Annotated in this window: 27 protein-coding genes; 22 read left to right on the top strand and 5 right to left on the bottom strand. The window is 70.8% G+C overall.

The genetic code is table 11. The annotated features are described in order from the left end of the window. Positions 1–21: 21 nt before the first annotated feature. From ACWEV3_RS01715 to ACWEV3_RS01680, 8 genes are all read left to right on the top strand, one after another. Positions 22–765 carry a 16S rRNA (uracil(1498)-N(3))-methyltransferase gene (locus ACWEV3_RS01715; protein ID WP_452612035.1) on the top strand — a complete coding sequence of 248 codons (744 nt, stop codon included), beginning with the start codon at positions 22–24 and terminating at the stop codon, positions 763–765. A gap of 378 nt (positions 766–1,143) precedes the next feature. After that, positions 1,144–1,509, top strand: a complete 366-nt coding sequence (locus ACWEV3_RS01710) for a histidine triad nucleotide-binding protein (RefSeq protein ID WP_358579801.1) — start codon at positions 1,144–1,146, stop codon at positions 1,507–1,509. Between the two features lie 122 nt (positions 1,510–1,631). Beyond that, a complete protein-coding gene (locus ACWEV3_RS01705; protein ID WP_358579803.1) occupies positions 1,632–2,711 on the top strand; it encodes a PhoH family protein in 1,080 nt (359 codons plus the stop codon). Next, complete coding sequence (gene ybeY / locus ACWEV3_RS01700) at positions 2,708–3,274, top strand: rRNA maturation RNase YbeY (protein ID WP_132489305.1); 567 nt, start codon at positions 2,708–2,710, stop codon at positions 3,272–3,274. Before ACWEV3_RS01705 ends, ybeY begins: the two co-directional genes overlap by 4 nt. A gap of 17 nt (positions 3,275–3,291) precedes the next feature. After that, the gene (locus ACWEV3_RS01695; protein ID WP_452612236.1) at positions 3,292–4,614 is read left to right on the top strand and encodes a hemolysin family protein; all 1,323 of its coding nucleotides are present in this window, start codon (positions 3,292–3,294) and stop codon (positions 4,612–4,614) included. Then, positions 4,607–4,972, top strand: a complete 366-nt coding sequence (locus tag ACWEV3_RS01690; RefSeq protein ID WP_452612034.1) for a cytidine deaminase — start codon at positions 4,607–4,609, stop codon at positions 4,970–4,972. The genes ACWEV3_RS01695 and ACWEV3_RS01690 overlap by 8 nt, the downstream gene beginning before the upstream one ends. Positions 4,973–5,250: 278 nt before the next feature. Beyond that, complete coding sequence (gene era, locus ACWEV3_RS01685) at positions 5,251–6,159, top strand: GTPase Era (protein WP_452612033.1); 909 nt, start codon at positions 5,251–5,253, stop codon at positions 6,157–6,159. A gap of 128 nt (positions 6,160–6,287) precedes the next feature. Continuing rightward, entirely contained in the window at positions 6,288–6,734 is a 447-nt protein-coding gene (locus ACWEV3_RS01680; protein ID WP_452612032.1) for a CD225/dispanin family protein, read from the top strand. A gap of 1 nt (position 6,735) precedes the next feature. On the opposite strand, the gene ACWEV3_RS01675 is transcribed toward ACWEV3_RS01680, so the two are convergent. Further along, the gene (locus ACWEV3_RS01675) at positions 6,736–6,996 is read right to left on the bottom strand and encodes a hypothetical protein (protein WP_452612031.1); all 261 of its coding nucleotides are present in this window, start codon (positions 6,994–6,996) and stop codon (positions 6,736–6,738) included. Here ACWEV3_RS01675 and ACWEV3_RS01670 point away from each other — a divergent pair. Together ACWEV3_RS01670 and ACWEV3_RS01665 are read left to right on the top strand one after the other, a co-directional pair. Next, a complete protein-coding gene (locus tag ACWEV3_RS01670; protein WP_452612030.1) occupies positions 6,988–7,353 on the top strand; it encodes a CD225/dispanin family protein in 366 nt (121 codons plus the stop codon). The genes ACWEV3_RS01675 and ACWEV3_RS01670 overlap by 9 nt on opposite strands. A 23-nt stretch (positions 7,354–7,376) precedes the next feature. After that, positions 7,377–7,772 carry a DUF2752 domain-containing protein gene (locus ACWEV3_RS01665; protein ID WP_452612029.1) on the top strand — a complete coding sequence of 132 codons (396 nt, stop codon included), beginning with the start codon at positions 7,377–7,379 and terminating at the stop codon, positions 7,770–7,772. On the opposite strand, the gene ACWEV3_RS01660 is transcribed toward ACWEV3_RS01665, so the two are convergent. Further along, positions 7,769–8,125: a DUF4190 domain-containing protein gene (locus tag ACWEV3_RS01660; protein WP_452612028.1), complete on the bottom strand. Its 357-nt coding sequence runs from the start codon at positions 8,123–8,125 to the stop codon at positions 7,769–7,771. The two genes, ACWEV3_RS01665 and ACWEV3_RS01660, sit on opposite strands and share 4 nt — an antisense overlap. An 80-nt stretch (positions 8,126–8,205) precedes the next feature. Between ACWEV3_RS01660 and recO the strand changes: the two genes are divergently transcribed. The 5 genes from recO (at position 8,206) to ACWEV3_RS01635 (ending at position 12,274) form a co-directional block, all read left to right on the top strand. Next, positions 8,206–9,003 (top strand): DNA repair protein RecO, encoded by a 798-nt coding sequence (gene recO / locus ACWEV3_RS01655; RefSeq protein WP_452612027.1) that lies wholly within the window; start codon positions 8,206–8,208, stop codon positions 9,001–9,003. A gap of 67 nt (positions 9,004–9,070) precedes the next feature. Continuing rightward, the gene (locus ACWEV3_RS01650) at positions 9,071–9,913 is read left to right on the top strand and encodes an isoprenyl transferase (protein ID WP_452612026.1); all 843 of its coding nucleotides are present in this window, start codon (positions 9,071–9,073) and stop codon (positions 9,911–9,913) included. Then, positions 9,913–10,341, top strand: a complete 429-nt coding sequence (locus tag ACWEV3_RS01645) for a hypothetical protein (RefSeq protein WP_132489322.1) — start codon at positions 9,913–9,915, stop codon at positions 10,339–10,341. The genes ACWEV3_RS01650 and ACWEV3_RS01645 overlap by 1 nt, the downstream gene beginning before the upstream one ends. 230 nt (positions 10,342–10,571) lie before the next feature. Continuing rightward, complete coding sequence (locus ACWEV3_RS01640) at positions 10,572–11,576, top strand: permease (RefSeq protein ID WP_452612025.1); 1,005 nt, start codon at positions 10,572–10,574, stop codon at positions 11,574–11,576. Further along, positions 11,576–12,274: a TIGR03943 family putative permease subunit gene (locus ACWEV3_RS01635; RefSeq protein WP_452612024.1), complete on the top strand. Its 699-nt coding sequence runs from the start codon at positions 11,576–11,578 to the stop codon at positions 12,272–12,274. The genes ACWEV3_RS01640 and ACWEV3_RS01635 overlap by 1 nt, the downstream gene beginning before the upstream one ends. A 93-nt stretch (positions 12,275–12,367) precedes the next feature. Here the strand turns inward: ACWEV3_RS01635 and ACWEV3_RS01630 are convergent, their stop codons facing one another. Both ACWEV3_RS01630 and ACWEV3_RS01625 read right to left on the bottom strand, forming a co-directional pair. Further along, positions 12,368–12,793 (bottom strand): Fur family transcriptional regulator, encoded by a 426-nt coding sequence (locus tag ACWEV3_RS01630; protein WP_358579831.1) that lies wholly within the window; start codon positions 12,791–12,793, stop codon positions 12,368–12,370. Further along, positions 12,790–13,254: an ArsR/SmtB family transcription factor gene (locus tag ACWEV3_RS01625; protein WP_452612023.1), complete on the bottom strand. Its 465-nt coding sequence runs from the start codon at positions 13,252–13,254 to the stop codon at positions 12,790–12,792. The genes ACWEV3_RS01630 and ACWEV3_RS01625 overlap by 4 nt, the downstream gene beginning before the upstream one ends. Before the next feature lie 285 nt (positions 13,255–13,539). Here ACWEV3_RS01625 and ACWEV3_RS01620 point away from each other — a divergent pair, with 285 nt between their 5' ends. From ACWEV3_RS01620 to ACWEV3_RS01600, 5 genes are all read left to right on the top strand, one after another. Then, the gene (locus ACWEV3_RS01620) at positions 13,540–14,925 is read left to right on the top strand and encodes a glycine--tRNA ligase (protein ID WP_452612235.1); all 1,386 of its coding nucleotides are present in this window, start codon (positions 13,540–13,542) and stop codon (positions 14,923–14,925) included. Between the two features lie 125 nt (positions 14,926–15,050). After that, positions 15,051–15,707 carry a YdcF family protein gene (locus ACWEV3_RS01615; RefSeq protein WP_452612022.1) on the top strand — a complete coding sequence of 219 codons (657 nt, stop codon included), beginning with the start codon at positions 15,051–15,053 and terminating at the stop codon, positions 15,705–15,707. Between the two features lie 78 nt (positions 15,708–15,785). Next, positions 15,786–17,084, top strand: coding sequence for a deoxyguanosinetriphosphate triphosphohydrolase (locus ACWEV3_RS01610; protein WP_452612021.1), 1,299 nt, complete (start codon positions 15,786–15,788; stop codon positions 17,082–17,084). Between the two features lie 183 nt (positions 17,085–17,267). Beyond that, positions 17,268–17,453 carry a hypothetical protein gene (locus tag ACWEV3_RS01605; protein ID WP_132489332.1) on the top strand — a complete coding sequence of 62 codons (186 nt, stop codon included), beginning with the start codon at positions 17,268–17,270 and terminating at the stop codon, positions 17,451–17,453. Between the two features lie 110 nt (positions 17,454–17,563). After that, complete coding sequence (locus ACWEV3_RS01600; protein WP_452612020.1) at positions 17,564–18,658, top strand: serpin family protein; 1,095 nt, start codon at positions 17,564–17,566, stop codon at positions 18,656–18,658. A gap of 79 nt (positions 18,659–18,737) precedes the next feature. Here the strand turns inward: ACWEV3_RS01600 and ACWEV3_RS01595 are convergent, their stop codons facing one another. Next, positions 18,738–19,631 carry a sigma-70 family RNA polymerase sigma factor gene (locus tag ACWEV3_RS01595; RefSeq protein WP_452612019.1) on the bottom strand — a complete coding sequence of 298 codons (894 nt, stop codon included), beginning with the start codon at positions 19,629–19,631 and terminating at the stop codon, positions 18,738–18,740. Between the two features lie 68 nt (positions 19,632–19,699). Between ACWEV3_RS01595 and dnaG the strand changes: the two genes are divergently transcribed. Both dnaG and ACWEV3_RS01585 read left to right on the top strand, forming a co-directional pair. After that, positions 19,700–21,592, top strand: coding sequence for a DNA primase (dnaG, locus tag ACWEV3_RS01590; RefSeq protein WP_452612018.1), 1,893 nt, complete (start codon positions 19,700–19,702; stop codon positions 21,590–21,592). Continuing rightward, positions 21,589–22,128: a hypothetical protein gene (locus ACWEV3_RS01585; RefSeq protein ID WP_452612017.1), complete on the top strand. Its 540-nt coding sequence runs from the start codon at positions 21,589–21,591 to the stop codon at positions 22,126–22,128. Before dnaG ends, ACWEV3_RS01585 begins: the two co-directional genes overlap by 4 nt. Positions 22,129–22,158: the final 30 nt, after the last annotated feature.

Below are 22,158 nucleotides of genomic sequence, written 5' to 3'. Positions count from 1 at the left end.
AGACGAGAGCTGAGGCCGGAAGTGTCGGAATCCTCGCTGCCGGTGTTCTCCGTCGACCGGCTGCCCGCCGTCGGCGCGACCACGCTGGACGGCCCGGAGGGCAAGCACGCGGCCACCGTGCGCCGCCTGCGAGTCGGTGAGCAGCTGCTGCTCTCGGACGGGCAGGGCGGCATGGCGCGCTGCGAAGTGCTTGCCGCGGCGAAGGACTCGCTGCAGCTCGCGGTGTCCGAGACCTGGCAGGTTCCGCAGCCGGGTCTGCGGGTCCGGCTGGCGCAGGCGCTGGTCAAGGGTGACCGCGGGGAACTAGCGGTGGAGCTGGCCACCGAGGCGGGCGTGGACGCGGTGGTGCCGTGGCGCGCTGCCCGGTGCGTGGCGAAGTGGGACGACGGCCCGCGCGGCGCGAAGGCGCTGGCGCGGTGGCGCAGCACGGCCGCGCAGGCGGCCAAGCAGGCGCGGCGGGCGTGGACGCCGCCGGTCGACGAGCCGGTGAGCACCAAGCAGCTCGCGGAGCTGGTGCGCGGGGCCGACGCGGCGTTGGTGCTGCACGAGTCGGCTACCGCGCCGCTGGCGTCCATTGAGCTGCCCGAAACCGGCGAACTCGTCCTGATCGTCGGTCCGGAAGGCGGCGTGACCGGCGACGAGCTCGCGGCCCTGGCCGACGCCGGCGCGCACGTCGTCCGCCTCGGCCCGACGGTCCTGCGCGCCTCCACGGCCGCGGCGGTCGCCCTCGGCGCCCTCGGCGCCCGCACCGACCGCTGGTCCTGATTGCGCGGGGTGCAATTTCGCGAGAATTCCACGCTCATTCGGGTGAAGATCAATTTCCCGCGAAATTGTCATCCCGCGCGATCGGCGGTCACGTACCGCTAAGAAGATCAAAAACTTTGGGCTATCCGTAGCGCGAACGGCTGACGCAGCGATACGCTTCGTGTGCGAAAGATCGCGGTGAGGTTTTGCCGCGACCGGTGCCGCACGGGGCATCGGACCCCAGCACTCGCCGGACACCTCCCCCCTCGGTCCGGCGAGAGCTGCGCCGCAAACGGGACAACCCCCAGACCCGGTTGCGGCGCAGCGTGCCGGGGATGTGACCGGAACCGGCCCCGCGATGATCGAACCGCGCCGGACCGCTCGGCTAATCTTCCGGGCATGAGCGACATGGACTCCCTTTTCCTGCGGATCATCGCGCGCGAAATCCCGGCGGACGTCGTTCGCGAGAACGACCGCGTCATCGCCATCCGCGACATCAACCCGCAGGCCGCCACGCACGTGCTCGTCGTGCCGAAGAAGCGCTACCGCAACGCCGCCGAGCTCGCCGTCGCCGACCCGGAGCTGCTGGCCGAGCTGATCACCGTCGCCCGCGACATCGCCGAGCAGGAGGGCATCGCGGAATCCGGCTACCGGCTGCTGTTCAACACCAACGCCGACGCGGGCCAGACGATCTTCCACGTGCACCTGCACCTCCTCGGCGGCGAACCGCTCGGCGGGCTCACCGGCGGGCCGCTCAGGGGCTGATCCCCGCCGCGTCGAGGTGGCGGTGACGGCGGCAATCTGATTGCCGGGTGGACTACCATCGACGCCAGGGAGAACTGACCGAACGACCCGCGCGAACGCGCAGAAAGCAGGCCCGAAAACACGTGGCCGGTATTGCAGCGGGTGGAGCCGCCGCCCAGTCCGGAGAGCACCCCCAGACCGCAGCCCAAGAGGCGACAGCGCAGTCGAAGGTGACCGTTCCCGACAACGTCGTGCTGACGCTGGTCGGATCCAGGGACGAGAACCTTCGGGTCGTGGAGGACCTGCTCACCGCCGATGTCCATGTCCGGGGCAACGAGGTGACGCTGTCCGGGGATCCCGCGGAGGTCGCGTTCGCCGAACGGGTGTTCGCCGAGCTGATCGCGCTGATCGCCAAGGGCAGCCAACTCACGCCGGACATCGTCCGCCGCAGCGTCGCGATGCTCTCGGCCGACCACGGCGAGTCGCCCGCCGACGTGCTCAGCCTGGACATCGTGTCCCGGCGCGGCCGGACGATCCGCCCCAAGACGCTCAACCAGAAGCGCTACGTCGACGCCATCGACCACCACACCGTGGTGTTCGGCATCGGCCCCGCCGGTACCGGCAAGACGTACCTGGCGATGGCCAAGGCCGTGCAGGCGCTGCAGGCGAAGCAGGTCAACCGGATCATCCTCACCCGCCCCGCCGTCGAGGCCGGCGAGCGGCTCGGGTTCCTGCCGGGCACCCTCTACGAGAAGATCGACCCGTACCTGCGGCCGCTGTACGACGCGCTGCACGACATGGTCGACCCGGAGTCGGTGCCGCGGCTGACGCAGGCCGGCACGATCGAGATCGCGCCGCTGGCCTACATGCGCGGCCGCACCCTCAACGACGCGTTCATCATCTTGGACGAGGCGCAGAACACCACGCCCGAGCAGATGAAGATGTTCCTGACCCGGCTGGGCTTCGGCTCCAAGATCGTGGTCACCGGGGACGTCACGCAGATCGACCTGCCCGGCGGCCAGCGCAGCGGGCTGAAGATCGTGCAGAACATCCTGGGCGATGTCGACGACGTGCACTTCGCGCTGCTGGACAGCCACGACGTGGTGCGGCACCGGCTGGTCACCGACATCGTCAACGCGTACGACCGCTGGCACGCCCTGGAAGACGCCGACGACCACGCCCGGTCGGGCCGGCGCAACGGGCAACGACGAGGACGAGCATGAGCATCGAGATCGCCAACGAATCCGGCGTCGCAGTGCCCGAGGCGACCATCGTCTCGGTCGCCCGGTTCGCCCTCGACAAGATGAGCGTCAGCCAGCTCGCCGAGCTGTCCATCGTGCTGGTGGAGCTCGACGTGATGGCCGACCTGCACGAGCGGTGGATGGACCTGCCCGGTCCCACCGACGTGATGTCGTTCCCGATGGACGAGTACGACTCGGCCCGCCGCCCGGACTCCGCGGGCTCCGGCCCGGCGCTGCTGGGCGACATCGTGCTCTGCCCGGCGTTCGCCAAGGACCAGGCCCGCAAGGCCGGGCACAGCCTGCTGGACGAGCTGCACCTGCTCACCGTGCACGGGGTGCTGCACCTGCTCGGCTACGACCACGCCGAGCCGGAGGAGGAGCGGGAGATGTTCGGCCTGCAGAACCGCATCCTCGCCGAGTACCGCGAGGCACGCGACGAGGCCGAGCGGGCCGAGGCGCAGCGCAGCGCGGACGCCCGGGTGCTGGGCGCCGTCGGGCTGGACGAGCCGGAGTCGCCGCAGGGCGGCCCGGCCAACGCCAACTAGGGGAGCCGGCGGTGGACTTGACCGGTTCCACTGCGTTCTTGATCATCGCGGTGCTGCTGGTGCTGGCGGCCGGGGTCTTCGCGGCCTCCGAATCCGCCATCACCGTGGCCTCCCGGGCCCGCGTCGACGAACTCGTCCGCGAGGGCCGCGGCGGCGCCAAGCAGTTCGCGCAGCTGCTCGCCGACCGGCCCCGCCACGTCAACCTGCTGCTGTTGCTGCGGCTGGCGTGCGAGATGGGCGCGACGGTGCTGGTCACCGTGGTGGCCCTGCGGCTGGCCGACTCCGAGGCGTGGGCGGTCGTGATCGCCGGGCTGATCATGCTGGTGGCGTCCTACGTGCTGGTCGGCGTCGGCCCGCGCACCCTCGGCCGGCAGCACCCGTACGGCATCGGGCTCAAGGTGGCCGCGCCGGTGCGGGTGCTGGCCAGGTTGCTCAACCCGCTGACCAGGCTGCTGATCCTGATCGGCAACATGATCACCCCCGGCAAGGGCTTCCGCGAGGGCCCGTTCTCCACCGAGGTGGAGCTGCGCGAGCTGGTCGACCTCGCCGGCGAACGCGGCGTGGTGGCCGCGGGCGAGCGGGAGATGATCCACTCGGTCTTCGAGCTCGGCGACACCCTCGCCCGCGAGGTGATGGTGCCGCGCACCGAGATCATCTGGATCGAGCAGACCAAGTCCGCCCGGCAGGCGGTGGCGCTGTGCCTGCGCTCCGGTTTCTCCCGCGTCCCGGTGATCGGCGAGAGCATCGACGACATCGTCGGCGTGGTGACCCTGAAGGACCTGACCAGCGCCGTGCTCGCCGGCCGCGACCAGACCGGGTCGACGGTGGCGGAGCTGATGCGCCCGGCCAGCTTCGTGCCGGACACCAAGCGGCTCGACGAGCTGCTCGGCGAGATGCAGCTCTCCCGCAGCCACCTGGCCATCGCCGTCGACGAGTACGGCGGCACCGCGGGTCTGCTGACCATCGAGGACATCATCGAGGAGATCGTCGGCGAGATCACCGACGAGTCGGACCTGGAGGAGCACCGCCCGATCGAACGGCTCGACGACGGCACCGTCCGGGTCAGCTCGCGGCTGCCCGTGGAGGACCTCGGCGAGCTGTTCGGCGTGGAGCTCGACGACTCCGACGTGGAGACCGTCGGCGGGCTGCTGGCGCAGCGGCTCGGCCGCGTGCCGCTGCCCGGCGCGGAGACCGAGATCGCCGGCCTGCGGCTGCGCGCCGAGGGCGGCAAGGACCACCGCGGGCGGATTCGCATCAACGCGCTGCTCGTCCGCCCGGTGAACGCAGATCAAGCACCGCTGCGCGGTGCCGACCAGGAGGGAAGCAACGCCCGTGGCTGAGCACGTCGAAGCGGTGGCCCCGCAGGAGATCGACCCGGAGGACGCCAAGATCGTCACGCTCGCGCGGTCGTCCCGAGCCCGCACCGGAGCGGCCGAGGGCGCGGCGGTGCGCGACACCGACGGCCGCACCTACGCGGCGTGCACGGTCGCCCTGCCGTCCCTGCGGCTGACCGCCCTGCAGGCGGCGGTGGCGGCAGCCGTCGCCAGCGGCGCGGAGGGCCTCGAAGCGGCCGCGGTCGTCACCGACGCCGACGCGGTCGACGCCGACTCGGTCGCGGCGGTCCACGACTTCACCCGCACTGCGCAGATCCTCCGCGCGGACGCCACCGGCACCGTCGCAGGCGTTCTCCAGGCGTAACCCGGCTTCCCCCGGAACCTCGCCACCCCGAGGCACTCGGACACCGGTCCAGGGCGTCGGGCCTCCGGCCCTGGTCCGCAGTTTCAATGGAAACTGCGGACCTCCGGCGTGTCGTGCCTCGACACGCCGGAGGCTGTGGACAACTTCCGCAATTTCAATGGAAATCGGACCTTCGATTTCCATTGAAATTGCGTCACCGGGTGCCTCGCGGGCCTCGGGATCCCCGAGGGTGGACGCCCTCTGTGCTGTGGCCGGGGCGGGCCGGTCACAATGGTGCGGTGACCAGCTCCGCAGATGTGCACCGCTCCGGATTCGCCTGCTTCGTCGGCCGGCCCAACGCCGGGAAGTCGACGCTGACGAACCGTCTGGTCGGCTCGAAGGTGGCGATCACCTCCAGCAAGCCGCAGACCACCCGGCACGCCATCCGCGGCATCGTGCACCGGCCCGACGCGCAGCTGATCATCGTCGACACCCCCGGCCTGCACCGGCCGCGCACCCTGCTCGGGCGGCGGCTCAACGACCTGGTCTACGAGACATGGTCCGAAGTGGACGTGGTCGGGTTCTGCGTGCCCGCCGACCAGAAGGTCGGCCCGGGAGACCGGTTCATCGCCGAGCAGCTGAAGAAGGTGGCCCGCCGCACCCCGGTGCTGGGCATCGTCACCAAGACCGACCTGGTCAGCAAGGAGCAGGTCGCGCAGCAGCTGCTGGACCTGCAGCAGGTGATGGACTTCGCCGACCTGGTGCCGGTTTCCGCGGTGGATTCCTTCCAGGTCGACGTGCTGGCCGATCTGCTGGTGGCGCAGATGCCGGAGGGCCCGCAGCTGTACCCGGACGGCGAGCTCACCGACGAACCGGAGACGACGCTCATCGCGGAGCTGATCCGGGAGGCGGCGCTGGAAGGCGTGCGCGACGAACTGCCGCACTCGCTGGCCGTCACCATCGAGGAGATGATCCCCCGCGAGGGCCGCAAGGACCTGATCGACGTGCACGCGGTGCTCTACGTCGAGCGCTCCAGCCAGAAGTCGATCGTCATCGGCCGCGGCGGGGAGCGCTTGCGCGCCGTCGGCACCCAGGCGCGCAAGCACATCCAGGCGCTGCTGGGCACCAAGATCTACCTGGATCTGCACGTCAAGGTCGCCAAGGACTGGCAGCGCGACCCGAAGCAACTGCGCAAGCTGGGGTTCTGATCACAACTTCGGCGCGGAATGCGTGGAACCGACCCTGACCTGAGTACGTCTCAGGTACGTTGCTGGCCGGACTCTTTGCGTACGGGCAAGGACACCTGGCTTTTTGTTCGACAATTAAAGGATCAATCGTGACTAATCCCTATGGCGGCCCGCCTTCGGGGCCCAACCCGCAGCAGCCGTACGGTCAGCAGCCGGGCGGATACGGTCCGCCGTCGGGGCCGATGCCCCAGCAGCCGTACGGCCAGCCCGACCCCTACGGACAGCAGAACCCCTACGGCCAGCCGAACCCCTACGGGCAGCAGCCCGGCGGCGCCCCGCCGAACAACAACATCGGCTGGGGCATCGGTTCGATCTTCCTGTGCTGGCCGTTCGCGATCCCGTCGCTGATCAAGGCCACCTCGGTGCAGAACCTGTGGGCCCAGGGCCAGTACCAGCAGGCCCAGGCCGCGGCGGACGACGCCAAGAAGTGGGGCAAGATCGGCATCATCGCCGGCGCCGCCTGGTGGGTCCTGATCATCCTGATCTACGTGATCTTCTTCGTGATCATCGCCGCCTCGGTGAGCTCCTCGTACTGATCTAGTCGTGCCGTTGCGGCCGGCGTGAGCGCCGGCCGCAACGACGCGCGCCAACTTCTCCGGGGGAACAATGACGGAACCGTCCGACTCGACCGGTGTCCCGCAGCAGCCGGCCGAGCAGCCGGCGGTTCAGCAGCCTGCTGACCAGCCGATCGCGCAGCAGCCTGCTGACCAGCCGGTACAGCAGCCGATCGCGCAGCAGCCCGTCGACCAGCCGGTCCAGCAGCAGTTCGACCAGCCGGTCCAGCAGCCGATGGCTCACCAACCGGCGGTTCAGCAGCCGGTCCACCACCCGGTGCCGATGGCGCCGAACCCCTACGCCGCGCAGTTCGGCGTCGCCCCCGTGCCGATGAACAACAACCTGGGCTGGGCCATCGCCGGAATCCTGGTGTGCTGGCCCTTCGGGATCCCGGCGCTGATCAAGGCGCTGCAGGTCAACTCGCTCTGGTACCAGGGCCTGCCCGACCAGGCGCAGATGTCCGCCAACGAGGCCAAGAAGTGGGGCAAGGTCGCCGTCATCGTCGGCGCCAGCCTGTTGGGCCTCTACATCTTGGCGCTCGTGGCCTACTTCGTGATCATGATCGCGGTGTTCGGCTTCGCCGCCGCGCAAGTGGACTGATGGTCGCCGCGCGCCTTCGAACGATGGCTTTCCCGGCCGCGACCGCGCTGCTCGGCTGCGCGGCGGCCGGGATCGTGCTCGCCGCCGATCCCACCTCCGACGCCGGATTCCCGCTGCCGCCCTGCCCGGTCAAGTGGCTGACCGGGCTCGACTGCCCCGGCTGCGGCGCGACTCGGATGTTCTACAGCCTGCTGCACGGCGACGTGCTGGCGGCGCTGCACTTCAACGCGGCGGCGGTCGCGTTCATCCCGTTCTTCCTGTGGACCTGGGGCGCCTGGGTGCTGGGCCGCTGGCGCGGCCGGCGGATCCCGACCTGGGAGCAGTGGCGCTGGTCCCCGCTGGTGGCGCTGGTCCTGATCGCCGTCTGGTCGGTGATCAGGAACCTGCCGTTCCCGCCCTTCGACGCGCTCTACGTCTAGTTGTCGAACGAGCTCTGGATGCCGGTGCCGAGGACTCCCGTGGCGGCCAGGATCATGAACGTGATGAACAGCGCCCAGAGGCCGGGCACGACCCATCCGACGATGATGCCCGTCAGCGCCATGCTGCGGTTGGTGTAGGCCGTCGGGTTCCGGTTGATCTCGCGCAGCGAGACGTGGCCCAGGATCGCGCCGACCGGTCCGATGAGGATGGCGCCGTAGCAGGTGAAGATCGCGGCCAGCGAGACGCACATCGAGGCGATCGCCATGCCGTTGTTCCGCGGCATCATCGGATAACCCGGCCCGTACGGCATCGGCGCCTGCTGGTAGGGGTTCTGGTCGTACGGGTAGGTCATGACGTCCTTTCGACGCGGAATGCCCGGTGATTCTTCCGCGCGGCTTCGATGCCGTCGCCCACGGGTGTGATGATGGGTGGGTGAGCCTCTACCGCGATACCGCAGTCGTCCTGCGGGTGCAGAAGCTGGGTGAGGCAGACCGGATCATAACCTTGCTGACCCGGCGCTACGGCAAAGTTCGGGCAGTTGCCAAGGGAGTGCGCCGCACGACGTCGCGGTTCGGCGCCAGGGTCGAGCCGTTCTGCCACGTCGACGTGCAGCTCTACACAGGACGCACGCTCGACGTGATCACCCAGGTGCAGACCGTGGACGCCTTCGGCGCTCACATCGTCGACGACTACCAGCGCTACACCGCGGCCTGCGCGGTGCTGGAGACCGTTGACCGGCTGGCCGCGGAGGAGGGCGAGCCGGTGCTGCGCCTCTACTTGTTGGCCATCGGCGCGCTGCGCGCGCTGTCGGGGCGGGAGCGCGACTCCTCGCAGGTGCTGGACGCCTTCCTGCTGCGGGCGATGTCCTTCGCGGGCTGGGCGCCGGCGCTCACCGAGTGCGCGCGCTGCGGCGAGGCGGGCCCGCATGCCGCCTTCAACGTGCAGGCGGGCGGCGCGGTGTGCGTCCAGTGCAGGCCCGCCGGTTCGGTGCGGCCATCGGTGCACACGTTGCCGTTGATGGAGTCGCTGCTGCACGGCGACTGGTCCTCCGCCGAGGCGACCGCGAATCCGGTCCGCCGGGAGGCCAGCGGCCTCATCGCGGCGCACCTGCAGTGGCACATGGAACGGCAGTTGCGGTCGTTGCCGCTGGTGGAGCGGACCGTGCCGGAGCTCATCCGGGAGCGGGCCGCCGATGCCGCGCTGGTAGCCGCCGCCGAGGACGGGCGCTGAGCCACTGATCGACCCGGGCGAGGACAATGAAACCCTCACGTCCAGCAGTCCTAAGGAGAATCCAGTTATGTTGCGACGCCGTGGGCGGGGCAAGGACGACCCGACCGTGCGGACGCCGGAACCGCACGCCTCCGGCGAGAAGCCGCCGGCGTTGCCGCCGGAGTTCGTGCCCAAGCACGTCGCCATCGTGATGGACGGCAACGGCCGCTGGGCCAACGAGCGCGGGCTGCCGCGCATCGAGGGGCACAAGCGCGGCGAGGCGGTCGTGCTGGAGCTGGCCCGCGGCGCGATCGAGCTCGGCGTCAAGTGGCTGTCGCTGTACGCCTTCTCCACCGAGAACTGGAAGCGCAGCCCCGACGAGGTCCGGTTCCTGATGGGCTTCAACCGCGACGTGATCCGGCGCCGCGTCGACGAGCTCGACGGGTTGGGCGTGCGGGTGCGCTGGGCGGGCCGGAAGCCGCGGCTGTGGCGCAGCGTGGTGAACGAACTGCAGGCCGCGGAGGTCCGCACGCAGAACAACGAGGTCATGAACCTGACCATGTGCGTCAACTACGGCGGCCGGGCCGAGATCGGCGACGCCGCGCGCGAGGTCGCGCGGCTGGTGGCGGCCGGGAAGATCAACCCGGACCGGGTGGACGAGCGCACCATCGCCCGCTACCTGTACCAGCCGGACATGCCGGACGTGGACCTGTTCATCCGGCCTTCCGGCGAGCAGCGGACCTCGAACTTCATGCTCTGGCAGTCGGCCTACGCCGAACTCGTCTTCCAGGACACCCTGTTCCCCGACGTGGATCGACGGCACCTGTGGCGCGCGTGCGAGCAGTACGCGCGCCGGGACCGGCGGTTCGGCGGGGCCATCGATCGGGCGGCGGCCGGTGCGTCTGCCGAAACCGCCCAGGAGGGCAATTGATGACCCAGGAGGCCGCAGCCACCGCGCGGTTGCTGACCGCGGCGAAGGAAGCGCTGGAGAACTACCACGACGTGCACGTCGACGACGACGGCGCGCTCACGTTCCGGCACGCCGATGTCCCGTGCGCGGTGCAGGCGATGCAGCTCGCGGACGGGCTGACGGTGCTGAGCCTGACCTGCGTGGTCGCCTGGGACCTGCCGCCGACCGACGAGCTCGCGCAGTCGGTCGCCGAGCGCGCGGGGCAGGGCCTGTTCGGCACGCTCGGGGTGGTCCGCACCGAGCGCGGCATGGACGTGACCTTGCGCTACGCGTTCCCGGCGGAGGGGATGGCGGCGGCGCCGCTGGGCACCCTGCTGATGCTGGTGGTGGCGACGGCGTCCCAGCTGCGCACCGAACTCCTCGCCGAGCCCGAGGGCACCACCAACTAGCGGCGCCGGACCGGGGGACCGCAATTTCAATGGAAATCGAAGGTCCGATTTCCATTGAAATTGCGGTCCGTCACGGGACCGGGGGACGCGTCGGTGTGTCGGTCCGGGCTTGCGGCCCGGTGGCCGATGCCCTGCTTGAGCAGGGGTGATGGGTTCGGGGCGAGTGGGCGCGGGCGTGGATTCACCCCCTAGTGCGAACGATTATCAGTTCGAACTGGCACGATGATCCGGTGACCGAGATCGCCGACCCGCCGCGCCCGCGGCGCCCCGTCATCACCTCGTTGGAGGTGCTCTGCGGCCTGCTGGTCGTGGCAGCGGTGTTCCAGGGGCAGCTGAGCGCCTTGCTGGACGTCCCCGCGCTGCGCACCGGCTCGACGGTGTTCGTCGCCGTCTGCGTCCAGGCCATGCCGTTCCTGGTGCTCGGCGTGCTGGTCAGCGGTCTGATCGCGGCGTTCGTCCCGCCGGGAGCGCTGCGCCGCTGGTTGCCCGCCAACCCCGCCGCCGCGGTGCCGGTGGCCGGTGTCGCCGGGGTGGCGCTGCCCGGCTGCGAGTGCGCCTCGGTGCCGGTGGCGCGGCGGCTGATGCAGCAGGGCGTCGCGCCGGCCGCGGCGCTCGCGTTCCTGCTGGCCGCGCCGGCGGTGAACCCGATCGTCCTGGTGTCCACCGTGGTCGCGTTCCCGGACGAGCCGCTGATGGTGCTGGCCAGGTTCCTCGGTTCGCTGCTGACGGCGTGCGTGATGGGCTGGCTCTGGGCCCGGCTGGGCAAGGCGGAATGGCTCGCCGAGCGCGCGCTGCACCGGGTCGAGGCGCACCACGGTTCCGGCAGCCGGTGGGTGGTCTTCGCCGAGTCGGCCCGGCACGACCTGGTCGAGGCGGGCGGATTCCTGGTGCTCGGCGGCCTGACGTCGGCGGTGTTCAACGTCGTCGTGCCCGCGTCCTGGCTGGAGTCGCTCGGCGGCCAGCTGGTGCTGGGCGTGCTGGTGATGGCGGTGCTCGCGGTGGTCCTCGCGCTGTGCAGCGAGGCCGACGCCTTCGTGGTCGCGTCGATGCCGGGCCTGCCGCTGATCCCGAAGCTGGTCTTCCTCGTCGTCGGCCCGGCCGTCGACCTCAAGCTGATCGCGCTGCAGTCCGGCGCCTTCGGCCGCCGCTTCGCCGCCCGGTTCGCGCCCGCCACGTTCGTGGTGGCGATCGGCTGCGCGGTCGGTGTCGGCGCCCTGCTGCTGGGAGGTTCGTGATGCGCCGGGAAACCCAGAACCTGCTGTTGCTGCTGCTGGGCGGCGCGCTGCTCAAGATCGCGCTGGGCGGCAGCTACCTCCGCTACGTCAAGCCCGCGCTGTTCCCGTGGCTGGTGATCGCCGGGGTGGTCATGATCGGGCTGTCGATCTTCGCGATCGTCCGCGACATCCGGGCCGGTGGGGCCGGGCAGCACGAGCACGGTTCGCGCAGCCCGTGGATGCTCCTGCTGCCGGTGTTCGCGATCTTCCTGATCGCGCCGCCGGCCCTCGGCTCGGACTCGGTGACCCGCGACCGGATGGCGGCGCCGGCGGCCCCGAGGGAATCCCTGTTCCCGGACCTGCCGCCCGAGCAGGCGCCGCTGCTGGGCGTGTCGGAGTTCGTCACCCGCGCCATCTGGGACGGAAGCGGCGCCCTCAACGGCCGGGCGGTGCGCCTGCAGGGCTTCGTCGTGCACCTGACGCCGGGGACGACGCAGCTCGCCAGGATGCGGATCAGCTGCTGCGCGGCGGACGCGGCGCCGGTGAAGGTCGAGCTCGCGGCCCCGCCGCAGGCGGCGGAGCTCCCGGCGGACACGTGGATCGAGGTGACCGGCAGGCTGCGGCCGGGCTCGGCCACCGAAGCCAACGACTACGTCCCGACGCTGGAGACGATCCTGATCCGCCCGATCCCGGCTCCGCAGGACACCTACGAGTACTGACCGGATCGCACGATCGGGTCAACCCCGCAGGCTGGGCGCCGCCTCCGAGGTTCCACTACCCGCACCGCTGCGCGGAACGAGTCTGGAAGGGCGTCAGAGGCCGCGGGCGGTGCAGTCGGGGCAGGTGCCGATGATCTCGACCGTGTGGCTGACGTCGGAGAAGCCGTGTTCCTGGCCGATCCGCTCGGCCCAGTTCTCCACCGGCGGGTCGGCCACCTCCACGGTCCGCCCGCAGTGCCGGCACACCAGGTGATGGTGGTGGTGGCTGGAGCAACGCCGGTAGACGGCCTCGCCGGTCGGCGTGCGCAGCACGTCGACCTCGCCCGCGTCGGCCAGGGTTTGCAGCGTGCGGTAGACCGTGGTCAGGCCGATGCCCTCGCCCTGCCGCCGCAGCTCCTCGTGCAGTTCCTGGGCGGAGCGGAAGTCGTCGACCTGGTCCAGCAGGTTCGAAACCGCCGCTCGCTGCTTGGTGGCCCGCAGTCCCGGTACGCCGACCGTGGGACCCTCGCCGGTGGTCACGCTGTCTCCGTCTCCTGTCGGGAGTTGGGTGCGATGGAACGTGGCGCCGAACCGCGCGACCGCACGCCGGAGATCTCCTCCGCGTGCGCTGCGGCATCCACCACGATGTGCGCCAGGTGTTCGTCCACGAGGCGGTAAACGACCTCGCGGCCGTGCCGCTCGCCGTGCACGACCCCGGCGGACTTCAGCACCCGGAGGTGCTGGCTGATCAGCGGCTGGGCGACGCCGAGCGCGTCGACCAGCTCGTGCACGCAGCGTTCCGACTCCCGCAGCTGCAGGACGATCGCGATGCGCACCGGGGCGGCCAGCGCCCGCAGCAGCTCGCCGGCCTCGACCAGGATCCGCTGGTCCCGCATCGGGACCGGGTGCGCGTCCCGATCCGGGGAGTGCACGTGGTCGTCGAGGCCGTCCAAGCCCGCGGTCGACCGGGTCGGCTCGGATTGCGGGCTGACGGCGGGCATCGCTTCCTTTCCGGCGAGGCCTCCACACGGCGTCGCCTGCCTGCGGTGGCGTCGGTCGGGCAGGCCACTCGAACGGTGACCTGCGCGCGGGGACGCTTCGCGCCCTCCATCCTACGGGTACGCCCGGCCTGACCTGTCACATCAATACCGCGCGCCCCGTCGGCGCCACCGCGTCGCCCGGGTGGCCAGCCCGGGCGAACGTCACCCGGTCCGGGATCGGTACGCTGGGAAACTCCAGCCCGACCAGCTGGTTCGATGCAGTCCAGCGATGATTCCGGAGTGAACGTGCCCGCCGACCAGATCGACACGATCGTCAATCTCTGCAAGCGCCGTGGTTTCGTCTACCCGTCCGGCGAGATCTACGGCGGTACGCGGTCGGCCTGGGACTACGGTCCGCTCGGCGTCGAGCTCAAGGACAACATCAAGCGCCAGTGGTGGAAGTCGATGGTGCAGGGCCGCGACGACGTCGTCGGCCTCGACTCGTCGGTGATCCTGCCCCGCCCGGTCTGGGAGGCGTCCGGCCACGTCACCGCCTTCCACGACCCGCTGGTGGAGTGCACCTCCTGCCACCACCGCTTCCGCGCCGACCAGCTCGCCGAGGAGTACTCCGAGCGCACCGGCAAGGAGATCGCCGAGGACGACCTCTCCGACGTCCCGTGCCCCAACTGCGGTACCCGCGGCCAGTACACCGAGCCGCGCGAGTTCAACATGATGCTCAAGACCTTCCTCGGCCCGGTGGAGAGCGAGGAGGGGATGCACTACCTGCGGCCGGAGACCGCGCAGGGCATCTTCGTCAACTTCGCCAACGTGATGACCACCGCGCGGAAGAAGCCGCCGTTCGGCATCGGCCAGATCGGCAAGTCGTTCCGCAACGAGATCACGCCCGGCAACTTCATCTTCCGGACCCGCGAGTTCGAGCAGATGGAGATGGAGTTCTTCGTCGAGCCCGGCGAGGACGAGCAGTGGCACCAGTACTGGATCGACCAGCGCATGAACTGGTACGCCGACCTGGGCATCAGCCGCGACAACCTGCGGGAGTTCGAGCACCCGAAGGAGAAGCTCTCGCACTACGCGAAGCGCACCGTCGACATCGAGTACCGGTTCCGCTTCGGCGGTCAGGAGTGGGGCGAGCTGGAGGGCATCGCCAACCGCACCGACTTCGACCTCACCACGCACTCGAACCACTCCGGCATCGACCTGTCGTACTTCGACCAGGCCAGCAACTCGCGGTACCGGCCGTACGTGATCGAGCCCGCCGCGGGCGTCGGCCGGCCGATGATGGCGTTCCTGATCGACGCCTACCACGAGGACGAGGCGCCGAACGCCAAGGGCGGCGTGGACAAGCGCGTGGTGCTGAAGCTGGACCGCCGACTGGCGCCGGTGAAGGTGGCCGTGCTGCCGCTGTCGCGCAACGCCGAGCTGTCGCCGAAGGCCCGCGACATCGCCGCGCAGTTGCGCCGCAACTGGAACGTCGACTTCGACGACGCCGGCGCGATCGGCCGCCGCTACCGCCGGCAGGACGAGGTCGGCACGCCGTTCTGCGTGACCATCGACTTCGACTCGCTGTCCGACCACGCCGTCACCGTCCGCGAGCGCGACACGATGTCGCAGGAGCGGGTGGCGATGGACAAGCTGGAGGAGTACCTGGCGGTTCGCCTCCTCGGCTGCTGATCCGGGCTCGGGCCGGTGGTGTTCTCGGACGCCACCGGCCCGTTTTTTTCGAAAGTGGTTGGGCCGGTTGGATTTCCCGCGCCCGGCCTGCCCCGGCGGACCCGAAGATCTGCGAGGATGCCAACGTGAGCCCCCATCGAGCCGCCCACCGGCGCCGGCCCGCAGGCCGGGTGTTCGGACGCGTCCTGGTCGGTGCCGTGCTGGTGGTGCTGCTGGTGATCGGCGGCACCGCGTTCCGGGTGTGGCAGGTGGCTCGCTCCGACGACCGGCGGCCGGTGGACATCGTGGTCGTGCTCGGCGCCGCCCAGTACCACGGCAAGCCCTCGGACGTGCTCGCCGCGCGGCTCGAACAGGCCCTGGAGCTCTACCAGGACGGCCTGACCCAGTACATCGTCACGGTCGGCGGCCGGCTGCCCGGCGACGCCTTCACCGAGGCGCAGGCCAGCAAGAAGTGGCTGACCGGGAACGGGGTACCCGCGGACAAGATCGTCGACGTCGACGTCGGCAGCGACACGCTGGGCAGCCTGCAGGCGGTCGCCGACATCTCCCAGCAGCGGGGCTGGACGAGCGCCCTCATCGTGAGCGACCCCTGGCACTCGCTGCGGGCGCGGACGATGGCCAGCGACTTCGGGCTCGACGCGTGGGCGTCCCCGGCCCGGTCCGGGCCCGTGGTGCAGACCCGCGAGGTCCAGTTCAAGTACATCGTCCGGGAAACCGGCGCGTTGCTGTACTACCGGCTCACGCACGCGCCGGCGGAGATCGCCGGCGACGGCCTGGGCTGATGACCCGGGTGGGTCGACGCCGCGGCACCGCCGCCGGAATGCGGTGGTCCGTCGGGTTCGCACCGTAATCTGAGCGGGATGAGCTCCGGAGACCCCACGGGCGCCATGCCCGGCTACGACGCGCACGACCTGCGGCGGCTGCTGCCCGAGCCGCCGAAGTCGGCCGTGCCCGCCGAGGCCCGTTCGGACGACCGAAACCCGTTCGCGCGGGACCGGGCGCGGGTCCTGCATTCGGCGGCGCTGCGCCGGCTGGCGGGGAAGACGCAGGTCGTGGGCCCGGAAGAGGGCGATGTGCCGCGCACCCGGCTGACGCACTCGCTGGAAGTGGCGCAGATCGGGCGGGGCATCGCCGCCGCGCTGGGCGCCGATCCGGACCTGGTGGACACCGCCGGCCTCGCGCACGACATCGGGCATCCGCCGTTCGGGCACAACGGCGAGCGGGCGCTGAACGACTTGGCCGATGGCTGCGGCGGCTTCGAGGGCAACGCGCAAACCCTCCGCATCCTCACCCGGTTGGAGCCGAAGCTGGCCGGCTCGGACGACGTCGGCCGCGGCCTGAACCTGACCCGCGCGTGCCTGGACGCGGCGACGAAATACCCGTGGCCGAAGCGCCCGGGCGAGGCCAAGTTCGGTGCCTACCCGGACGACCTGGCGGTGTTCGAGTGGCTGCGCGACGGCGCGCCAGAGGGTCGCCGGTGCCTGGAGGCCCAGGTGATGGACTGGTCCGACGACGTCGCCTACTCGGTGCACGACGTCGAGGACGGGGTGCTGTCGGGGCGGATCTCGCTGCGCTCGCTGACCAGCGGCGAGGAGCGCGCGGAGATCGTCCGGATGGCCGCGAAGCACTTCTGGGGCAACGGCTTGGGCGACACCGCGGGGCTGCTCGACCACGCGGCGGCGGAGCTGGTGCGGTGGCCGGTGGTGGACGCGGTGCTGGACTACGACGGCACGTTCCGCGCGCAGATCGCGCTGAAGCGGCTCACCAGCGAGCTGGTCGGGCGGTTCGTGGCCGCGGCGGTGACCGGGACGGTGGAGCGCTTCGGGCCCGGGCCGTTGACCCGCTACCGCGCGGAGCTGGTCGTGCCGGAGCCGGTGGTGGCGGAGGTCGCGGTGCTCAAGGCCGTCGCGCTGCGGTACGTGATGAGCGACCCGCAGCGGTTGCGCATGCAGGAGCGGCAGCGGGCGCTGCTGACCGAGCTGGTGTGGGCGCTGGCCGAGCGGGCCCCGGAGTCGCTGGATCCGGCGATGGCCCCGGCCTGGCACCGGGCGGGTGACGACCGGGCCCGGCTGCGGGTGGTGCTGGACCAGGTCTCGTCGCTGACGGACGCGCAGGCGATCTCCTGGCATCGAAAGCATGTACGGAACGTGTCCAAATAGATGTGACGTTAATCCGAAAGGGGAGAGTTGATCTGGGATTCGCCCCCAGAATTCTTACTCAGTGTGTTGCTCGGCGAGCCCCGAACGCCGACGGCACCGCCCCCGATCCCCGTCCGGCTGATCCGAGACCGTTCGGTGCAGCCCGCGGCCCGGCCCCGAAACCCGGGTCGCAAGGAGACCCCGATGCGCAACCGGCACTACATCCAGAAGCTCGTCGTCGGCGGCGAGCCGTACGTGAACACCGACAACCTGGCCGACTGGGTCCGGGATCTGCGGTGGCAGGACCCGGCGGCCCAGCGCGCGGCCCACTACATCGCCCAGGAACTCCGCCTGATGGGCCTGTCCGACATCGAGGAATCCGTCCGTTAGGGCGTAACGGGCGAGAACCCGCCAATCGCTCGCGCCCACCGTCGGCCGTTCGGCTGGCAGACTCGGGATCAGCCCCGAGCCAGCCGACGCGGAAACGGAGCCCAGCGGCCGTGAGCGAACACCTCGACTTCAGCCTGTCCCTGCACCGGCGGCTCGCTCCGCCGGCGAACACCCCGTTCTGCTGGTCGCCGTACTCGGTGGCCAGCGCGCTCGGCCTGGCCGCGACCGCGACCGGCGGTCAGACCAGGGACGAACTGGTGACCGCGCTGCGCGACGACCCGGCGGGGCTGCTGAAGCTGCTCGGCGGCGCCGCCGAGCTCTCCGGCGGCCCGTCCGCCGAGCCGCCCGTGCTGGCGGTGGCCAACACCCTGTGGGCGCACGCGGATCTCCCGATCCACCAGTCCTACCTGACCGCGCTGGAGGACTGGCCGGGTAGCGCGGTGCGCAACGCGCCCTTCCGGACCGCCCCGGAGGATGCCCGGAAGCTGATCAACGCCGACGTCGCGGAGACGACGCGAGATCTGATCCCCGAGCTGCTGAGCCCGGGTTCGGTGGTCGCGGACACGGTCGCTGCCCTGGTCAACGCCCTCTACCTGAAGGTTTCGTGGCGGGAGGCGTTCGATGAGAAGGCCACCGACCGGCGGCCGTTCCACGCCCCTGCGGGCGACCGCGACGTGCCGACCATGCGCGCCACCCGTCGCCTCGGCTACGCCGCCACCGAAGGCTGGCAGGTCGTAAGCCTGCCGGCGGCCGGTGGCGTCGAGGCCGTGGTGCTGCTGCCGGACGCCGACCTGGCGACGGCGGAGCCGGAACTCGACGCCAAGCAACTGCGCCGGCTCCTTTCGGCCGTCGAGCAGCAGCGGGTGGAGTTGTTCCTGCCGAAGTTCGACGTCACCGGCGACGCCGAGCTGACCAGGTCGCTCGGCGCGCTCGGTGTGCAGGAGCTCTTCACCCCCGACGCGGACTTCTCGCCGCTGACCGATCAGCCGTTGCGGGTTTCGACGGTCGTGCACCAGGCAGTGCTCGAAGTCGATGAGAGCGGCCTCGAAGGCGCCGCCGCGACGGCGGTGATGATGCGGCTGACCGCGATCGTCCGGGAACCGGACCCGATCCGGGTCGAGGTGGACCGGCCGTTCCTGTTCCTGGTGCGCCACCAGGCCACGGGCGCCCTCTACTTCCTGGCCCGCGTCACCGACCCGAGCTGATCCGGTCGTTTCCCCTGGTCACCCAGGCCGTGCGTGTTTTGGGGCGCTATAACGCCCCAAAACACGCACGGCTTGCTGGTCACCAGGGGACGCGGGTGAGCTTGTCCGGGTTGACGATGTCGAAGATCGCCGCCGGGCGGCCGTCCCGCACCGCCATGGTGAACACCCGCGGGGCGGCCGTCTCGGCGTCGTTGCCCATGAACATCACGCCGAGGTCGCCGTTCACCATCACCGGCCGGATGTTCTCGACCAGGCCGTCGCCGTACTTCTCCATGAGCCCCACGATGAACCGGGCGACCTTGTCGATGCCCACCACCGGGCGCCGCGCGGTGCGGGCCTTGCCGCCGCTGTCGCCGTAGACCGCCACCGCCGGGTGCAGCACCCGGGTGATCGCTTCGAGGTCCTTCGACGCCACCGCGGTGAGGAATTCCTCCAGCACCTGCTGCTGCTCGGGCAGCGGAACCCGCTCCGGCGGGTCGGCGTCGGCCATCGCCCGCCGCGCCCGCGACGCGTGCTGCCGCGCGGCCGCCACGCTGCACCCGACCACCTCGGCGATCTCGGCGAACGGCACGTCGAAGCCGTCGTGCAGCACGAACGCCAGCCGCTGGTCCGGCGGCAGCTCGTGCAGCACCCGCATCGCCGCCATCCGCAGGTCGTCCTGGGTCGCCACGATGTCGCCCGGGTCCGCGTCGAGCGAGGTCACCAGCGGTTCCGGCAGCCACGGCCCGACGTACTGCTCGCGCCGGACGGCGGCCGAGCGCATCCGGTCCAGGCACAGCCTGCTGACCACGGTGGTCAGCCAGCCGGTCAGGTCGCGGATCGTCTCGCGGTCGGTCGACGCCAGCCGCAGCCACGCGTCCTGGACCGCGTCCTCGGCGTCGGCGATCCGGCCCGTGAGCCGGTAGCCGATGCCGATCAGCCGGCTCCGGTGCTGGTCGAATTCCGTGGCCAGGTCGGTGTTCGTTGCGGGCACAGCCGAGATTCTGCCGCACCGGCAAGCCACCTCGAACGTGACGATCACAATGCCCCTAGACTGGGTGCGTGGCAGGCAGGATCCGGGAAAGCGACATCGCCGAAGTGCGCGATCGCAACCGGATCGACGATGTGGTCGGGGAATACGTCGCCCTGCGCAACGCCGGCGGCGGCGCGCAGAAGGGCCTGTGCCCGTTCCACGACGAGAAGACTCCGTCGTTCAACGTCCGGCCCAGCCACGGCACGTTCCACTGCTTCGGCTGCGGCGAGGGCGGCGACGTCATCGCCTTCTTGATGAAGATCGAGCACCTCGGCTTCGTCGAATCCGTCGAGCGGCTGGCCGACCGGGTGGGCCTGCAGCTGCAGTACGAAGGCGGCACGCCGGGCCCGAAGCGGGATCGCGGCACGCGCGCCCGGATGGTCGAGGCGCACCGCATCGCCGCCGAGTTCTACGCGGAACAGCTCCGCTCCCCGGAGGCGCTGAAGGCGCGGGAGTACCTGACGCAGCGCGGTTTCGACGAGGCGGCGGCCGCGCGCTTCGGTTGCGGATTCGCGCCGGCCGGCTGGGACAAGCTCACCAAGATCCTTCTGATGAAGGGCTTCGAGCTCGACGAGCTGATCAAGGGGGGCCTGTCCAAGGAGGGGCGCCGCGGCCCGATCGACCGGTTCCACCGGCGCCTGCTGTGGCCGCTGAAGGACCTCAGCGGCGACGTGGTCGGCTTCGGCGCGCGGCGGATCTTCGACGACGATCCGATCGAGGCCAAGTACGTCAACACCTCGGCCACCCCGATCTTCAACAAGTCGCAGGTGCTCTTCGGCATCGACCTGGCCAAGCGGGAGATCGCCAAGCGCCGCCAGGCGGTGGTGGTCGAGGGCTACACCGACGTGATGGCGATGCACCTGGCCGGCGTGCCGACGGCGGTGGCGTCCTGCGGCACGGCGTTCGGCGACGACCACATCTCGGTGCTGCGCCGGCTGATGATGGACGACGACGCGTTCCGCGGCGAGGTCATCTTCACCTTCGACGGCGACGAGGCCGGGCAGAAGGCCGCGTTGAAGGCCTTCGACGGCGAGCAGCAGTTCGCCAGCCAGACCTACGTGGCGATCACCCCGGACGGCATGGACCCGTGCGAGCTGCGGGAGGCCAAGGGCGACGCGGCGGTGCGCGACCTGGTCGCCCGCCGGCGGCCGCTGTTCGAGTTCGCCATCCGCAGCCTGCTCACCGAATACGACCTGGACTCCGTCGACGGCCGGGTCGCGGCGCTGAAGCGCACGGTCCCGCTGGTCGCGCAGATCAAGGACCCGGCCCGCCGCGACGGTTACGCCGCGAAGCTGGCCTGGTGGGCCGGCTGGAACGACGAGAACCAGGTGGTGCGCCGGGTGCGGCAGAGCTCCGGCGCCCCAGTGCGCCAGACGCGGCGCCGTCCGAGGCAGGACGAGGCGCAGCAGTCACTGGGCATGGACGTCGACCTCCCGAAGCGCCCGCCCCGGCACGACCCGCGGTTCCTGCAGCGGGAGGCGCTGAAGGCGGCGCTTCAGGTGCCCTCGTTGGCAGGCCCGCTGTACGACGCTCTGCCGGAGGAAGCGTTCACCGAGCCCGCGTACGCCGAGCTGCACCGGGCGTTGCTGGCCGCAGGCGGCACGGTGTCCGGGCTCTCCGGCGCGGCGTACGTGGACGCGGTGTCGCAGCAGTGCGAGAACGAGGCCACGCGCAGTCTGCTCACGCTGCTCTCGGTGGAGAAGCTGGAGAACCAGTCGGAGGAGGACCCGCGCTACGTCGCGGCCTTGATCGCCCGGTTGCAGGAGCGGCTGGTCAGCAGGCAGATCGCGGACATCAAGTCCAAGGTGCAGCGGATGTCGCCGCTGGAGGACGCCGAGGAGTACAACGCGCTGTTCGGCGACATGGTCGCGCTGGAGGGCTACCGCAAGGCGCTGCTGGACCAGGCCATGGGGACGCTGTGATCGCCTGGCTGCGGCAGCTCGTCGCGCGGCTGAGCGGCACGGCCGACGTGCCGGCGGACTTCCCCGGCACGCTCGACGCCGAGGAGCAGGTCCTCGCGGTGGCGAAGACGGCCGATGGCGCGCTGGTCGCCACGCACCTGGGGTTGTGGCTGCCGGAGGGTCGCCGCCTCGGCTGGCACCTGCTCAGCAAGGCGACCTGGAACAACGGCGTGCTCACCGTGATCGAGGCGGAGGAAGCCGGGGCGGCGGGCGACGCGGTGCTGCTGCGCGACCTGCCGGGTCGCCGGCTCGAACTGACGGGATCGAGCCGGTTGCCCGACGTCGTGCACGAGCGCGTCAACCAGTCCATCCGCTCCCGCCACCACCGGGACCTGCCCGGCGGGGGAGCGTGGTTCGTGCAGCGCAAGGTGCCCGGCCGGGACGGGATCCTGTTGCAGGTCCGGCCGGATCGGGGAGCGGACGAAGCGGCGGTGGCCGAGTTCGCCGCGACCGTCGCGGAGCGCTTGCAGCAGGCGAAAGGCCCTGAGCGGGACTGACTTTCCCTCGACACCGACCACACCTCGGAT

The sequence above is a fragment of the Saccharopolyspora sp. NPDC003752 genome, from assembly GCF_053605825.1.
This window is presented reverse-complemented; position numbering and strand designations above follow the sequence as displayed.

Bases quoted from the DNA above. Each gene is read 5' to 3' on its own strand.
- ACWEV3_RS01660 (WP_452612028.1), bottom strand. From the start codon at position 8,125: ATGACCTACCCGTACGACCAGAACCCCTACCAGCAGGCGCCGATGCCG.
- ACWEV3_RS01710 (WP_358579801.1), top strand. From the start codon at position 1,144: ATGAGCGACATGGACTCCCTTTTCCTGCGGATCATCGCGCGCGAAATC.
- ybeY (WP_132489305.1), top strand. From the start codon at position 2,708: ATGAGCATCGAGATCGCCAACGAATCCGGCGTCGCAGTGCCCGAGGCG.
- ACWEV3_RS01650 (WP_452612026.1), top strand. From the start codon at position 9,071: ATGTTGCGACGCCGTGGGCGGGGCAAGGACGACCCGACCGTGCGGACG.
- ACWEV3_RS01670 (WP_452612030.1), top strand. From the start codon at position 6,988: ATGGCTCACCAACCGGCGGTTCAGCAGCCGGTCCACCACCCGGTGCCG.
- ACWEV3_RS01610 (WP_452612021.1), top strand. From the start codon at position 15,786: ATGAGCTCCGGAGACCCCACGGGCGCCATGCCCGGCTACGACGCGCAC.
- ACWEV3_RS01645 (WP_132489322.1), top strand. From the start codon at position 9,913: ATGACCCAGGAGGCCGCAGCCACCGCGCGGTTGCTGACCGCGGCGAAG.
- ACWEV3_RS01665 (WP_452612029.1), top strand. From the start codon at position 7,377: ATGGCTTTCCCGGCCGCGACCGCGCTGCTCGGCTGCGCGGCGGCCGGG.
- ACWEV3_RS01625 (WP_452612023.1), bottom strand. From the start codon at position 13,254: ATGCCCGCCGTCAGCCCGCAATCCGAGCCGACCCGGTCGACCGCGGGC.
- ACWEV3_RS01605 (WP_132489332.1), top strand. From the start codon at position 17,268: ATGCGCAACCGGCACTACATCCAGAAGCTCGTCGTCGGCGGCGAGCCG.
- ACWEV3_RS01635 (WP_452612024.1), top strand. From the start codon at position 11,576: ATGCGCCGGGAAACCCAGAACCTGCTGTTGCTGCTGCTGGGCGGCGCG.